The 15149-nt window shown below is 69.3% G+C and carries 9 protein-coding genes and 1 pseudogene; all 10 read right to left on the reverse strand.

The window, feature by feature from the left end; all coding sequences use genetic code 11:
• Positions 1-118 precede the first annotated feature (118 nt).
• Entirely contained in the window at positions 119-721 is a 603-nt protein-coding gene (locus OG207_RS05930) for a sarcosine oxidase subunit gamma (RefSeq protein WP_329096555.1), read from the reverse strand.
• Complete coding sequence (locus OG207_RS05935) at positions 714-3923, reverse strand: sarcosine oxidase subunit delta family protein (RefSeq protein ID WP_329096557.1); 3210 nt, start codon at positions 3921-3923, stop codon at positions 714-716. Before OG207_RS05935 ends, OG207_RS05930 begins: the two co-directional genes overlap by 8 nt.
• Before the next feature lie 11 nt (positions 3924-3934).
• A complete protein-coding gene (locus OG207_RS05940; protein WP_329096559.1) occupies positions 3935-5167 on the reverse strand; it encodes a sarcosine oxidase subunit beta family protein in 1233 nt (410 codons plus the stop codon).
• A pseudogene (locus tag OG207_RS05945) lies at positions 5164-5724 on the reverse strand (serine hydroxymethyltransferase); the annotation flags it as partial. The gene OG207_RS05940 and the pseudogene OG207_RS05945, both read right to left, overlap by 4 nt.
• Positions 5725-5798: 74 nt before the next feature.
• On the reverse strand, positions 5799-6659 hold the full coding sequence (locus tag OG207_RS05950; protein WP_329096561.1) for a bifunctional methylenetetrahydrofolate dehydrogenase/methenyltetrahydrofolate cyclohydrolase: 861 nt from the start codon (positions 6657-6659) through the stop codon (positions 5799-5801).
• Between the two features lie 36 nt (positions 6660-6695).
• Positions 6696-9134 carry a GcvT family protein gene (locus OG207_RS05955; protein WP_329096563.1) on the reverse strand — a complete coding sequence of 813 codons (2439 nt, stop codon included), beginning with the start codon at positions 9132-9134 and terminating at the stop codon, positions 6696-6698.
• A 248-nt stretch (positions 9135-9382) separates the two neighbouring features.
• Positions 9383-10354 carry an ABC transporter substrate-binding protein gene (locus OG207_RS05960; RefSeq protein ID WP_329096565.1) on the reverse strand — a complete coding sequence of 324 codons (972 nt, stop codon included), beginning with the start codon at positions 10352-10354 and terminating at the stop codon, positions 9383-9385.
• 12 nt (positions 10355-10366) lie between these two features.
• On the reverse strand, positions 10367-12376 hold the full coding sequence (locus tag OG207_RS05965) for an ABC transporter permease (RefSeq protein ID WP_329096567.1): 2010 nt from the start codon (positions 12374-12376) through the stop codon (positions 10367-10369).
• Positions 12376-13464 carry a quaternary amine ABC transporter ATP-binding protein gene (locus tag OG207_RS05970; protein ID WP_329096569.1) on the reverse strand — a complete coding sequence of 363 codons (1089 nt, stop codon included), beginning with the start codon at positions 13462-13464 and terminating at the stop codon, positions 12376-12378. Before OG207_RS05970 ends, OG207_RS05965 begins: the two co-directional genes overlap by 1 nt.
• Before the next feature lie 20 nt (positions 13465-13484).
• Positions 13485-14954: an aldehyde dehydrogenase family protein gene (locus tag OG207_RS05975; protein WP_329096572.1), complete on the reverse strand. Its 1470-nt coding sequence runs from the start codon at positions 14952-14954 to the stop codon at positions 13485-13487.
• Between the last annotated feature and the right edge of the window lie 195 nt (positions 14955-15149).

Genomic DNA, 15149 nt, shown 5'->3' on the forward strand with positions numbered 1-15149 from the left:
CGGGGTGATCCGCCCGGTCAGCGCCTCCGCCTGTACATCAAACGCCCTCTGACAGCATCGGCCTGTCGGGGGCGGACGCCTCCCACCCTCTTTGGACATCACGCCCTGTTGAGCTCGTTCAGATGTGTTCCGCCGCCGCATCCAGCAGCCAGTCCGTCAGGTAGCCGGCAAACGACGAGCGGACCAGTACCCAGAATCCGGCCTTTGGTTCGTCCCTGGCGACCAGCACGATCTGCGTGCGGGCCAGGGTGGTCTGGGCGCAGCATCCGGCTGCGAAGACACGCGGGTGCAGGTCCAGGGGACAGCCATGTGCCAGCAGGTCACGAGCGCGTGGACCCGTGACGAGGAGGGTGGTGCGCTGGGCGGAGACGTCGGTGACGGCCACGGGATCGTCGCCGCTCGCGGCCCTGATCCGGCTCTCCAAGTCCCGCTGACTGCCGGTCGGCCCCACCACCAGCCATTCGTCGGGGCCGAGCCACACCGCGGTCAGCTCGCCGGCGCGTACGACGGTGTTGGGTTCGAGGGGCAGGTGGAGGCCCAGCGCGAGACCGACGGCGTCCGCTGCCGCTCCCTTGGCGTCGAGCCGTACGTTGACCTGGGCCAGGAAGGGGAGTTCGGCCAGCCGGACCGCGCCCCCGGAGGTGCGCGTCGCGGCGGCCAGGCGGTCGGTGGCATGCAACAGGGGACTGCGGCGCGGGATGGTAAGGGCGATGTCAGCCATCGCGGCGGGCTCCCTCGGGGTCGTAGAGGACAGGGCTTGCGACGGTCACCGGAACCAGGTGGTCGCCCACGGGGGCGTAGAGCCGCTCGCCGATTCGGTCCCGGCCGCCCTTCACCAGGGCGAGGGCGAAGGTCCGGCCGAGCGCCGCGCTGCGGTAACTGGAGGTGACGTGGCCGAGCATCGGCACGGGCGGGGCGGGCAGCACGCTGTCGGCGACCAGCTGCGTTCCTTCGGGGAGGAAGGCACCCGGGTCCTCCGGGAGCAGGCCGACCAGGTGCTTGCGGTCGGGGCGTACGGCGTCGGCGCGGGCGTAGGAGCGCTTGCCGATGAAGTCGGGCTTCTTCTTCGACACCGCCCAGCTCATGCCGAGGTCGTGCGGAGTGACGGTGCCGTCGGTGTCCTGGCCGATGATCGGGTAGCCCTTCTCCGCGCGCAGGACGTGCATGGTCTCGGTGCCGTACGGGGTGATGCCGAACGGGGCACCGGCCTCGTACAGCGCCTCCCACAGGGCGAGCGCCTCCCACGGTGACACATTGATCTCATAGGCCAGTTCGCCGGAGAAGCTGATCCGGCACACCCGGGCCTCGACGCCCGCGACGGTCGTGTCCCGCCACGCCATGAACGGGAAGCTGTCGTTGTCCACCGCCAGTGCCGGCGCGAGCGTCCCCAGCACCTCGCGGGAGCGGGGGCCAACCAGGGCGGCAGTGGCCCACTGTTCCGTGACGGAGGTGCAGTGGACGCGCAGCTCGGGCCATTCGGTCTGCAGCCATTCCTCCATCCAGTCCAGTACGGCGGCCGCGTTGCCCGTCGTGGTGGTGATCAGGAAGCGGTCCGGTGCGAGGCGGATGACGGTGCCGTCGTCGAAGATCATGCCGTCCAGGTGGCACATGACGCCGTAGCGGATCATGCCGACCTTCAGGTTGCTCATCACGTTGGTGTAGAGCCGGTCGAGGAAGACGGCGGCGTCCGGGCCCTGTACGTCGATCTTGCCGAGGGTGGAGGCGTCCATGAAGGCGACGCCCTCCCGGGCCGCGGCGCTCTCGCGCAGCACGGCCGTCTCCATGTCCTCGCCGTCCTGTGGGTAGTACCAGGGCCGCTTCCACTGGCCGACGTTCTCGAACAGGGCGCCGTGCACGATGTGCCAGTCGTGCAGAGCGGTCGTACGGATCGGGTCGTGCAGTGAGCCGCGGTCGCGGCCCGCGAGCGTGGCGAAGGAGACCGGCGTGTAGGGCGGGCGGAACGTCGTCGTGCCGAGGGCCGAGACGTCCACACCGAGCAGTTCGGCGACGACGCCGCTCGCCAGGACCCCGGAGGTCTTGCCCTGGTCGTTGGCGGTGCCGGCCGTGGTGTAGCGCTTGGTGTGCTCGACCGAGCGCAGGCCGGCGCCGGTCGCGCGGATCAGGTCGTCGGCGGTGACGTCGCGCTGGAGGTCTACGAAACGGGGTGCACCGGCGGCTCCCGGCACGAGGAAGACCAGCATGGCGGGCGAGTGCGGTTCGACGGTCACCTCGGGGAGGCGGGGCGCCTCGCACGTGTAGCCCTCGGCCTCGATCGCTCGGGCACCGGCGGCCGCGCCCTGCGCGAGGACCCCGGCCAGGTCGAGGACGCCGTTCGCGCTGCCGGCGACCTCGACGGCCTGGCGGCAGGTGTCGGGAACGAAGGAGCCGAGGGTGTCGTCGTAGCGCAGCTTGCCGCCAGCCTGACTGAACAGGTGGGCGACGGGGTTCCAGCCGCCGGAGACCAGCAGCAGGTCGACGGCGAACTCCCGCGTCCCTGCGGACTCGCCGTACGGGGCGGCCGTCACGGCAGTGAGCCGCGGGGCGCCTTCGGTGGCGACGACGGCGTGTCCGGTCAGCACCTCGATACCGGCCTCGCGGGCTCGGCGCGCCCACTCCCCCGGATCGGGTCGGGTGTCGACGATCACAGCGACCTCCACGCCCGTCGCCGCGAGATCCAGCGCGGCGGCGTAGGCGCTGTCGTTGGTGGTGAAGACGACGGCGCGGCGGCCGGGCAGGACGCCGTATCGGTTGATGTAGGCGCGGGCCGCGGCCGCGAGCATCACTCCGGGGCGGTCGTTGTCCGCGAAGGCCAGTGAGCGCTCGTGGGCGCCGGTCGCGAGTACGACGCGACGTGCTCGGATGCGCCAGACGCGCTCTCGGGAGAGGTGCTCGGGGGCGAGTGCGCCGAGGTGGTTCGTGCGGCGCTCGACGGCGAGGAGGTGGTTGTCGTCGTAGTGGCCGAAGACCGTGGTACGGCGGAGTACGCGCACCTCGGGTGCCGTGTCGAGCTGCTGACCCGACTCCTGTACCCAGTTGTGGAGTTGAGCTGTGTCCAGCAGGCTGCCGCCCAACTCGGGCCGGTCGTCGGCGAGGATGACGCGCGCTCCGCTGCGGGCGGCGGCCGTCGCGGCGGCGAGACCGGCCGGGCCGGCGCCTACGACAAGCAGGTCGCAGTGGGCGTGGACGGCGTCGTAGCGGGCCGGGTCCGGCTCGGTGGCGAGGCGTCCCTGGCCGGGCAGGCTGCTCGCCACCAGGCCGTCGTACAGCTCCACGGTCGTCGCGGGCAGCATCGGCTCGGGGAACGGGGCCTCGATCTGGATGACGGCGTTGGGCTCCTCGACTCCGGCCGAGAAGATGCCACGCGGGCGGCCGAGCTTGATACTCGTGCCGGCCTGGATGACGCCGTTGGCCAGGAGGGCGGAGGCGAGGGTGTCGCCTTCGTAACCCTGGTATTCGGTGCCGTCGAAGGTGAAAGTCAAGGGGCGGTCGCGGTTGATGCGGCCGCCGGTCAGGAGGCGGAAGCCGGTTGCCGGTACCGCCGCTGGGGACTCCGCCCCCGGACCCCCGTTCGGCCCTGAAGGGGCCTCGTCCCCAAACCCCGGACGGGCTGATGGTGCCGGCCGTGGCGGAGAAGGCACCGGACGCTCACTGACCGCCGGGCACTCCTCCCCCGACCGGTACACGGAGAGAACCTCGTTCGTCGACGTGTCCCGCACCGCGTTGAACCACCGTCGGCAGCCCGCCGCATGGCTCCAGCGCTCGGCGAAGGGACCCTTCGGGTTGTCGCGGAAGAACAGATACCGGGCCCACTCCTCGTCGGTCAGGTCTGCGGATTGCTCCGGATACGGCACATGGGCCTGGCCGCCGTAGTGGAACTCGGCTTCGTCACGGGGCCCGCACCAGGGGCAGGGGATCAGCAGCATGGTTGGGCTCCCTAGTGGGCCACCGCGGCCGCGCCGTGCTCGTCGACGAGCGCGCCGGTGGTGAAACGGTCGAGCGAGAAGGGGGCGTTGAGGTGGTGGGGGGTGTCGTGGGCGATGGTGTGGGCGTAGACCCAGCCGACACCTGGGGTGGCTTTGAAGCCGCCGGTCCCCCAACCGCAGTTCAAGTAAAGGTTGTCCACCGGAGTGAGGCCGATGATCGGCGAGGCGTCGGGGCTGACGTCGACGATGCCGCCCCAGGTACGCAGCACATGGGCGCGGGCGAAGACCGGGAAGAGTTCGAGGGCGGCGGACATCTGCTCTTCGATGATGTGGAAGGCGCCTCGCTGGGTGTAGGAGTTGTACGAGTCGATGCCCGCGCCCATCACCAGCTCGCCCTTGTGCGCCTGGCTGACGTACACATGGACCGCGTTGGACATGACGACCGTCGGGTGCACCGGCTCCAGGAGTTCGGAGACGAGCGCTTGCAACGGGTGGCTCTGCAGGGGCAGTTCGATGCCCGCCATGGCGGCGAGGACCGAAGTGTGGCCAGCCGAGCAGAGCGCGACCTTGCCCGCGGCGATCGGACCGAGGGAGGTCTGTACGCCGACCGCCCGGCCGCCGACGATGTCGAGGCCGGTGACCTCGCAGTTCTGGATGATGTCGATCCCGGCGGCGTCGGCGGAGCGGGCCAGGCCCCAGGCGACGTGGTCGTGCTTGGCGATGCCGGCGCGCGGCTGGTAGGTGCCGCCCATCACCGGATAGCGCACGTCGGGCGAGATGTTCACGATGGGGCAGACGTCCTTGACCTGCTGCTCGTCGAGCCATTCGGCGTCCACGCCGTTGAGCCGGTTCGCCTCGACGCGGCGCACGCTGTCACGGACGTCCTGCAGGCTGTGGGCGAGGTTCAGCACGCCGCGCTGGGAGAAGAGGATCGGGTAGTCGAGCTCGTCCTCCAGTCCCTCCCACAGCTTGAGCGCGTGCTCGTATATGCCGGCGCTCTCGTCCCACAGGTAGTTGGAACGGATGATGGTGGTGTTGCGGGCCATGTTGCCGCCCGCCAGCCAGCCCTTCTCCAGCACGGCGACGTTGGTGATGCCGTGGTTCTTCGCCAGATAGTGGGCAGTGGCAAGGCCGTGTCCGCCGCCTCCCACGATCACCACGTCGTACGACTTCTTGGGCTCGGGTGTGCGCCACAGCCAGTCGGGGTGCTCGGGGAGCTCGGCGCCCGGGGTGCGGGGGCTCATCGGACGTCTCCGTATTCTGAAAGGTGCGCTTCTGAAAGCGGCGTTTCTGAACGGTGTTGGTAGAGCGGATGCTTGGCTGCCGCCTCCTCCGTGCGGGCGCGCAGGGCGGCGATGTCGGGCTCGGGCTGGAGGGCCGGGGCGATCACATCGGCGACCTCGGCGAAGTCCTCTTCGGTGAAGCTGCGGGTGGTCAACGCCGGTGTGCCGATGCGCAGTCCCGAGGTGACCACGGGTGGGCGCGGGGCGAAGGGCACGGCGTTGCGGTTGACGGTGATGCCGATCTCGTGGCGCAGGTCCTCGGCCTGCCTGCCGTCCAGTTCGGAGTCCCGCAGGTCCACCAGGACCAGGTGCACGTCCGTACCGCCGGTGAGGGCCTTCACCCCGTTGGCCGCCACGTCGGGGCGGGTGAGCCGTTCGGCGAGGATCCGGGAGCCGGCGAGCGTACGGGCCTGGCGCTCGGCGAACTCGGGTGACGCAGCGATCTTGAACGACACCGCCTTCGCGGCGATGACGTGTTCCAGGAGTCCGCGCTGCATGCCGGGAAACACCGCCGACTGCTGGCGGTGCAGCTCGGCGCGGAGGGCGGCGTGGGCCTCGGGGTCCAGCTCCGCCAGGGGGGTGTTCAGCGCGTTCATACGGCGTTCGCGTTCCTCTCGGCGGCCTCGACGACATTGGCGAGCAGCATCGCCCGCGTCATGGGTCCTACGCCCCCGGGCATCGGCGCGAGCCACCCGGCGACGTCGGCGGAGTTCGGGTGCACATCGCCGACCAGCCCGTGGTCGGTGCGGGTGATGCCGACATCCAGGACCGCCGCGCCGGGGCGCAGCATGTCCTTGGTGATCAGCCCGGGCGAGCCGGCGGCCGCGATGACGATGTCCGCCTCGCGTACGTGCCAGGCCAGGCCCTTGGTGCCGGTGTGGCACAGGGTCACGGTGGCGTTCTCCGACTTGCGGGTGAGCAGCAGCCCGATGGGCCGTCCGACCGTGACGCCCCGTCCGATCACGCACACCCGCGCTCCCGCGAGCGGTACGTCATGGCGGCGGAGCAGTTCGACGATGCCACGGGGGGTGCACGGCAGCGGGGCCTCGACCCCCAGGGCGAGCCGACCGAGGCTGACGGGGTGCAGGCCGTCGGCGTCCTTGGCCGGGTCCATGCGTTCCAGTACGGCGTTCGCGTCCAGGTGGCGCGGCAACGGGAGTTGGACGATGTATCCGGTGCAGGCCGGGTCGGCGTTGAGCTCGTCGATCACATCCTCGACCTGCTCCTGCGTGGCGTCGGCGGGCAGTTCACGGCGCATGGAGGAGACGCCGATCTGCGCGCAGTCGCGGTGTTTGCCGCCGACGTAGGCGCGGCTGCCGGGATCATCTCCGACCAGGACCGTGCCGAGCCAGGGCGGGCGGCCGACCGTGGCCGTCGGCTTGGCGACACGTTCCGCGAGTTCACGGCGGATAGCGGCGGCGATCGCTTTGCCGTCGAGCAATTGCGCGGTCACCGGCGGTGCTCCTTCCCTCGAAGCCGAAGCTGTGAGCTAGCCACGGAGGCGGGACATGGTCGGGTCGAAGAGGGGCTCCTCGGCGACGACCGCCTCGACGCGCTGGTCGAAGTAGCCGATGTGCACGGCGGTGCCGGGGGTGGCGAGTTCCGCCGGGAGCCAGGCGTAGGCGATGCCCTTGCCGATCGTGTAGCCGTAGGCAGCGCTGGTGACATAGCCGACGGCGCGATCACCGTCGTACACCGGCTCCTTGCCCATGACGACGGCCTGCGGGTCGTCGATGGTGAGGCAGGTCAGCTTGCGCCGTACGTCGGCCTTACGGCGTTCCAGGGCTGCCTTGCCGATGAAGTCGCCCTTGTCGAGTTTGACCGCGAAGCCGACGCCGGCCTCGTAGGGGTCGTGCTCGTAAGTCATGTCGGTGCCGAAGGAGCGGTAGCCCTTCTCCAGCCGGAGGCTGGAGAAGGCGCCCCGGCCGGCGATGAGGCCGCCCAGTGGCTCGGCCGCCTGCCACAGGGTGTCCCACAGCTTCTGGCCGAGGTCGGCGGTGGTGTACAGCTCCCAGCCGAGCTCGCCGACGTACGACAGACGCATCGCGGTGACGGGGACGGAGCCGATGTGGGCGCGCTTGGCGCGGAAGTACTTCAGGCCGTCGTTCGAGAAGTCCGCGTCGGTGAGGGGCTGGAGGACCTTGCGGGCCAGCGGGCCCCACAGCCCGATGCAGCAGGTGCCGGGGGTGATGTCACGTACGTGAACCGATCCGTCGGCCGGGAGGTGGCGGGTGAACCAGTCGAGGTCCAGGTTGCCGTTGGCGCCGACCTGGAAGAGGTCGCGGGCCAGCCGGGCGACAGTGACGTCACTGCGGATGCCACCGTCCTCGTCCAGCAGAAGGGTGTACGTGACGGAGCCGACGGACTTGTCGACCTTGCCGGTGGACAGCCGCTCCAGGAAGGCGGCGGCACCGGGGCCGGCGACCTCGAGGCGCTTGAGGGCCGTCATGTCGTACATCGCGACGGTCTCGCGGGTGGCCTGTGCCTCGGCTCCGACGATGGGTGACCAGTAACGCGCGGCCCAATCGTTCGGGGTCGGGATGGAACGGCCCTCGACCAGGCCCGCGTTGGCCTCGTACCACTGGGGGCGCTCCCAGCCGTTCGCCTCCAGGAAGAAGGCGCCCAGCTCCTGCTGGCGGGCGTGGAAGGGACTCGTGCGGATCGGACGCGGGTCCCCTGACGGCTGGAGCGGGTGCAGGATGTCGTAGACCTCGACGAAGTTCTGGCAGTCGCGGGCCAGGACGTAGTCCGGGGCGAGCTGGTGCGGCTCGAAGCGGTTGATGTCGCACTCGTGCAGGTCGAAGGAGGAGCAGTAGCCGTCGACCAGCCATTCGGCTACGGCCCGACCCACGCCGGCGGAGTGGGTGACCCAGACGGCCTCCGCAACCCAGAAGCCCTTGACGTCCGGAGATTCGCCGAGGAGAGGCAGGCCGTCGGTGGTGAAGGAGAACAGGCCGTTGATGCCCTCCTCGACCTTGGCTTCCTTCGTCGCCGGCAGCAGTGACTGGGTCTCGGTCCAGGCGTCCTCGAAGTCGTCCTCGGTGAACTTCAGGACCGACGGCATCCCGTCGGCCTCGTCGACGGACAGGATGTCGTCCGCGGAGAGCGGCATCGGGCGGTGACCGTAGTAGCCGATGCCCAGGGTGTCGAAGCGCTCGCGGTAGTAGAGATCGGCGTCCTGGTGGCGCAGGATCGGACGCACCGCCTCCTCGGTCTGGCCCGCCAGCGCCGGTACCGGTCCGGTCCAGGCCAGTTGGTGGCCGAGAGGGGTGAGCGGAAGGTTCATGCCGACCATGCGGGCGATCTTCGGGCCCCAGATGCCGGCGCAGCACACGACGATGTCGGCGCGGATCTCCCCCTGGTCGGTGAGGACGCCGGTCACCCGGCCCTCACTCTGCTGTACGTCGAGGACTTCATGGCGGGCGAGGAAGCGTACGCCGCGCTCGGTGGCCCGGCGGATCTGTGCCTCGACGGCGAGGACGGCCTTGGCGAGACCGTCCGTCGGCACCAGGAGGCCGCCGAGGACCTTGTCCGGGTTCACGAGCGGGTGCTGCTCGACGCACTCCCGGGTGCTCAGCAGCCGGGCCTCGATGCCCCAGGCGGCGATCCATCCGTGGCGGCGGTGGAGTTCGGCGAGGCGCTCGGGGGTGGTCGCCACCTCGAGGCCGCCGACCTGCAGGAAGCAGGGCCGGCCGTCGACGTCGAGAGAGCAGAACTTCTCGACGGTGTAGCGGGCCAACTCGGTCATGGTCTTGGAGGAGTTCGTCTGGAAGACCAGGCCCGGGGCGTGCGACGACGATCCCCCGGTGGCGGGGAGCGGGCCCTGGTCGACCACGGTTACTTCGGTCCAGCCTCGCGCGGAGATCTCGTCGGCGAGCGCCGCTCCCACGACGCCCGCTCCGATGATGACCACTCGGGGTCCCGCCATCGCCGCACCTCCGACTCAAAGCAATCCAGTTGCTGTCTGCGCAACATGCTTCAGGTTGCGCAACTCAATGTGCCTGTCGCCGGGAGTGGGTGTCAAGAGGTCCGCGACGTCGGAAAACCGTCCGAAACACGACGAGGCCCGGCAGGCTGACAGCGCAGCCTGCCGGGCCCGTCCGGCGGGTTTCCGGGTCACTCGTGCGGCAACGCTCCGCCGCCGGCCCGAGGCTGCAGACGGTGCCGCGTCGAGCCCTACTTGATCCAGGCGTCGACCTTGTCGGGGTTGGCCTCGACCCACTTCTCCGCCGCCGCCTCGGGCGACATCTTGTCCACCGCGATGTACTTGGCCACGATGTTCTGGTCGTCGTTCGTCCAGTTGAAGTTCTTCACCAGGTCATAGGCGGGACTGCCGGACTTGGCGAACTTCGCGCTGACGATCTTGTCCAGGTGGTACACGGGATAGTCGCAGGCGACCTGCGCCGCATCGGTGTCACAGCCTGTCGTGTACTCAGGCAACTTGACCTTGACCAGTGGTACCTCGGACATGAACCACTGCGGCTCGTAGAAATAGCCGATCACCCACTCCTTGTCCTTCTCGGCCTTCCGGAAGGCCTGGATGAGCGCGGTCTCGCTGCCCGCGTACACCACCTTGAAGTCCAGCTTCAAGTTCTTCACCAGTGCCTCGTCGTTGGTGACGAACGACGGGTCGCCGTCAAGGAGCTGCCCCTTGCCGCCGGACTCCGAAGTCTTGAACTTGGACGCGTACTTGTTGAGGTTGTTCCAGTCGGTGATGTCGGGGTGTTCCTTGGCCAGCCACGGCGGTACGTACCACCCGATGAGGCCTTCGTTGCCGGTCCGACCTGCCTCGACGGCGGTCTTCTGATCGGCGATGTACTTCTTCTTCAGGTCGTCGTGACCCCAGTTCTCGATGACGGCGTCGACCTCGCCCGTCCCGAAGCCCTGCCAGGCGATCTCTTCCTTGAGGTCCTTCCTGGTGACCGTACAACCGAGCTTCCGCTGCGCGACGTACGCGACGACCGCCGCGTCCGCCTCGTATCCCACCCACGGGTTGACCGCGAGGTTGAACGTGCCGCACTTGCCCGCGCTGCTGTCCGAACCGGCGGAGCTGTCACCGACCTTCGCACCGCCGCAGGCGGTGAGGGTGAGGCCGAGTACCGCTATGCCGGCCGCGCCGACTCTCCACTGTTGTCCTTGCGTTGCCATGATCCGCGCTCCTTATGCGCTCGTACGCCGAGCCGCTGCCTGAGTGATCCGGTCGAACATGACTCCGAGCAGCACGATGGCGAGCCCCGCCGCCAGCCCCTTGCCGTACAGCTGCCCCTGAGAGAATCCGGCCACGACGTCGTAGCCGAGGGCGCCCGCTCCCACCAGGCCGCCCACAACAACCATCGACAGCACGTAGATCAGACCCTGGTTGGTCGCGAGCGTCAGGGCACTGCGTGACATCGGCAGTTGAACCTTGGTGATGATCTGCCAGGTGTTGCACCCGGCAGCCGTGGCCGCCTCGACGGTGGTCTCGGGCACGGCCCGCACTCCGTCCCCGATGATCTTGATGGCGACCGGAGCCGCGTAGACGACGGCAGCGACGATCGCCGTGAAGCGTGTCGCGCCGAACAGCGCGAGGAACGGCACGAGATAGACGAACGGCGGCATGACCTGTGCCGCGTCCAGGGTGGGCCGCAGCATCCGGTCCACGAGCGGGCTGCGCCCCATCCACACCCCGAAGGCGACACCGAGCACCAGCACCAGCACCGTCGCCACGAGGGTCGACGCCAGCGTCGTCATGCTGTCCGACCACACGCCCGTGCCGACGAGCAGTCCCACGCACACGGCCGCGGTGACCCCGGCGCGCCATCCGCCGAGCACCGTGCCGAGTCCGACCAGGGCCGCGCCGACAAGCCACCACGGGGAGTCGGTCAGCAGTGTCTGGAACGGATTGAGCAGCCCGTTGGTGATGGCGTCGCGGAAGGCGTTCGTGATGCCCGCCAGGTTGTCCTGCGCCCAGGTAGTCACGTTGTCCGCCGCGCTCGCGATGGTGCTGCCGGCGCCGCCCTCGCCGGGGAACTCGGCCGCCCATACGTACAGGTGCGACAGGTACACCAGGACCGCAGCCACCACTCCGCCGCCCGCCAGCAGCGGGCGCCGCCACCTGAGGAAGCGGTTGCCCGAGCGCCTGGCCGCCTCGGCCCGTCCGCTCGCCGCCGTCGTGACCCGGTCGAGGACGATGGCCATGACGACGATGGCAAGGCCCGCGTTGAAGGCCGTGCCGACGTCGAGCGACTGCAGGGCCTGGACGACGGTCTTTCCGAGGCCGGGGGCGTCGATCAGGGCCGCGATGGTCACCATGGCCAGGGCGGCCATGATGGTCTGGTTGATGCCCATCACCACGGTCCGCTTGGACATCGGCAGCAACACCTTCAGCAGTGTCTGCCGCCGCGTCGAGCCCAGCGAGTCGGCCGCCTCCACGGTGGTCTCCGGTACGGAGCGGATGGCGTGCGCGGTGATGCGAATCGTCGGCGGTGCCGCGTAGATCAGCGTGGCGATCGTGGCGGAGGCCGGGCCGATCTGGAAGAACAGGGTCAGCGGGGCCAGGTAGACGAAGGTCGGCATCGTCTGCATGAGGTCCAGGAAGGGGGTCATGATCTGGTTGAACCGGTCGGAGAGCCCTGCCCACACACCCAGTGGGATCGCGAACAGCAACGCCACGACGACTGCAGAGAGGGTGAGCGCCAGGGTGTCCATGCTCTCCTGCCACAGGCCCTGCAGCCCGAGGAAGGTGAAGCCGGCCACGGCCAGGAGCGCGACCCGCCAGTTGCCGACGGCCCAGGAGATGTAGCCGGCTATGCCGACGACGCCGAGCCAGCCGATCTGCGGCAGCGGCCGGTCGGCGGACGGCTGGGAGATCAGGTCCTGGACGAAGGTCACCAGATTGTCGATGACCAGGCGGATCTCGTTGAAGAAATAGAGGAAGAGGGGGTTGGAGTTGCGATTGGCGCCGATGGAGTCATTGACGTCGTTGAACCAGCGGTGCAGATCGGTGAGGTCCGCCGCCGCCAGCGCCAGGGTCTGCTTTCCACGCAGCAGGGCGAAGAGCACCAGCCACCCGACCATGATCGCGGCCACCACCATGCGGCGGCTGATCCTGCGCCCGCCCGCGACGGGCACAGCCTCTTCGGCCTTGTCGGCCTTGTCGGCCTTCTCCCGTTTCTCTATGGCGACGGTCATCACATGTCGCCTTCCCGTCCGGCGACCACCGCAAGGATCTCCTCGTCACCGACGATGCCGAGCAACTTGCCGTTCTCGACGACCTTGACCGGCTTCTCGGCCGCCAGCACCGCCCGGGTGGCTTCCCGCACCACGACGTCCGGACCCAGCTCTGGGCCGTCCAGGGCGTCGTCCGGCTTCGCCGGACGCATGATCCACCGCAGTGTGAGTACGTCGCCCTTCGGCACGTCCTTGACGAACTCGCGTACGTAATCGTCGGCGGGGGCGCCGACCAGTTCGTCGCCGGTACCGCACTGGACCGTCTTGCCGTCGCGCATGATGAGGATGCGGTCGCCCAGCTTGAGCGCCTCGGAGAGGTCGTGGGTGATGAACACCATCGTCTTGCCGACCTCGTGGTGCAGACGGATGACCTCGTTCTGCATGTCGCGGCGGATCAGCGGGTCGAGCGCCGAGAACGGTTCGTCGAAGAGGAGTACGTCCGGATCGCCGGCCAGCGCCCGGGCGAGGCCGACGCGCTGCTGCATACCGCCGGAGAGCTGGTCGGGATAGGAGTTCTCGTAGCCGGAGAGGCCGACCAGTTCGACGACCTCCAGGGCCCGCTTGGTGCGCTCGGCCTTGCTCATGCCGCGGATCTCCAGGCCGAAGGACACGTTGTCGACGACCCGGCGGTGGGGCAGCAGCCCGAAGTGCTGGAAGACCATGGAAAACTTGCGGCGCCGCAGTTCGCGCAGGCGCTTGCCGTCCGCGCCGCGGATGTCCTCGCCCTCGAAGACGATCTCACCGGCGGTGGGTTCGATCAGCCGGGTCAGACATCGCACCAGGGTGGACTTGCCGGAGCCGGACAGGCCCATGACGACGAAGACCTCGCCCGGCGAGACCTCGAAGTTCACGTCTCGTACGGCGGCGGTGCATCCGGTGCGGTCCATCAGCTCACGGCGGGTGAGCCCGCACAACTCCTCGGAGTCCGGCACCTGGTCCGCCTTCGGCCCGAACACCTTCCACAGCTTGCGCACGGATATGACCGGGGTGGGGCCCAAGTCCTGGGGCGTGCTGCGCCGCTGCGGCACCTCGGTCTGTGCTGGGGTCACGATCGACCTCTCTTCGGCGTTCAGCCGCGGAACCAGTGCTGCGGCCGGGGTTGGATGTTCTGCCAGATGTGCTTGGGCTCTCGGTACTCGTTCAGGCCGGTCGATCCCAGCTCCCGTCCCACGCCCGAGTGCCCGAAGCCACCCCATTCCGCCTGCGGCACGTAGGGGTGGTAGTCGTTGATCCACACCGTGCCGTGGCGCAGCCGCCGGGCGACCCGCTGGGCCTTCCCGGCGTCCTGCGTCCAGACGGCTCCGGCGAGTCCGTACTCGGTGTCGTTGGCGATGCGTACAGCGTCGTCCTCGTCACGGAAGCGCTCGACGGTGAGCACGGGGCCGAAGGACTCCTCCCGCACCACACGCATGTCCTGTCGGCACTCGTCGAGCACGGTGGGCGGGTAGTAGTGGCCGTTCGCCAGTGCCGGGTCGTCCGGGCGTGCACCGCCGCAGCGCAGTACGGCGCCCTCGGCGAGGCCCGCCGCCACATACGCCTCGACCTTCTCCAGGTGCTGCACGGAGATCAGCGCTCCGGTCTCGGCCTCGGGGTCGAAGGGTCCGCCGAGGCGGATCTGCCGGGCGCGGCGGACGACCTCGTCGACGAAGGCGTCGTGGAGGGAGTCCTCGACGATCAGGCGGGCTCCGGCCGAGCAGACCTGGCCGGAGTGCAGAAAGACAGCCGTGAGAGCGAAGTCCACGGCCGTCTCGAAGTCTGCGTCGGCGAAGATGACGTTGGGGTTCTTGCCGCCGAGCTCCAGCGCCACCTTCTTCACGGTCGCGGCGGCGGTGGCCATGATGCGCTTGCCGGTCTCCAGCCCCCCGGTGAAGGAGACCATGTCGACGGCCGGGTCCTCGGAGAGCGGTGCGCCCACCTCGGGTCCGGTGCCCAGGACGAGATTGGCGGCGCCGGCCGGGAGCCCGGCCTCCTCGAGTGCCCGCATCAGCAGGATCGAGGTGGAGGGGGTGAGCTCACTGGGCTTGAGGACGACGGTGTTGCCCGCGAGCAGGGCGGGCGCGACCTTCCAGGACGCCTGGAGCAGCGGGTAGTTCCACGGGGTGATGAGCCCGCACACGCCGACCGGTTCGTAAACGACGCGGCTGACGGCGTCGTCGCGGCCGGTGTCGATCACCCGGCCGGCATCGGTGCCCCCGATCCCGCCGTAGTAGCGGAAGCAGGAAACGACGTCGGCCATGTCGCACTCGCTCTCCACCAGCCGCTTGCCGGTGTCCAGCGACTCGGCGCGGGCGAACTCCTTGGCGTCGCGCTCGATGAGGTCGGCGGTGCGCAGCAGCAGCGCACCGCGCTCCCGCTCGGGGGTGTGCGGCCAGGGTCCTTCGTCGAAGGCCCGGCGGGCCGCGGCGATCGCGGCCTCGGTGTCGGGGCGCGTCCCCTCGGACACGGTCGCGGCAAGCGCGCCGTCAGCGGGACAGCGGATGTCGCGGTGACCTCCGGCCACCGGATCGCGCCATTCTCCGTCCACATACAGGTCTGCCACGTGTGGAGCCCTTCGAGCGAATTTCGTTGCGCATTGTGCACCGTATTGCTTGTGATGGAACACCCTGGTCAATGTGCGGACATACGTCAAGAGGCTGACAGGTGACGATTGCGCCATGCGGGCAGTTGCGCGACCGCTCTTGACCACGAGCCGCACATAGCCCAACCATGTTGCGTATCGCTCACCATGTTGTGC

This window comes from Streptomyces sp. NBC_01439, assembly GCF_036227605.1.
GTDB lineage: Bacteria > Actinomycetota > Actinomycetes > Streptomycetales > Streptomycetaceae > Streptomyces.

What these genes read in the sequence shown, in the direction of transcription:
- OG207_RS05930 (WP_329096555.1), bottom strand. Translation starts at nt 721, where the DNA reads ATGGCTGACATCGCCCTTACCATCCCGCGCCGCAGTCCCCTGTTGCAT.
- OG207_RS05965 (WP_329096567.1), bottom strand. Translation starts at nt 12,376, where the DNA reads ATGACCGTCGCCATAGAGAAACGGGAGAAGGCCGACAAGGCCGACAAG.
- OG207_RS05955 (WP_329096563.1), bottom strand. Translation starts at nt 9,134, where the DNA reads ATGGCGGGACCCCGAGTGGTCATCATCGGAGCGGGCGTCGTGGGAGCG.
- OG207_RS05940 (WP_329096559.1), bottom strand. Translation starts at nt 5,167, where the DNA reads ATGAGCCCCCGCACCCCGGGCGCCGAGCTCCCCGAGCACCCCGACTGG.
- OG207_RS05935 (WP_329096557.1), bottom strand. Translation starts at nt 3,923, where the DNA reads ATGCTGCTGATCCCCTGCCCCTGGTGCGGGCCCCGTGACGAAGCCGAG.
- OG207_RS05960 (WP_329096565.1), bottom strand. Translation starts at nt 10,354, where the DNA reads ATGGCAACGCAAGGACAACAGTGGAGAGTCGGCGCGGCCGGCATAGCG.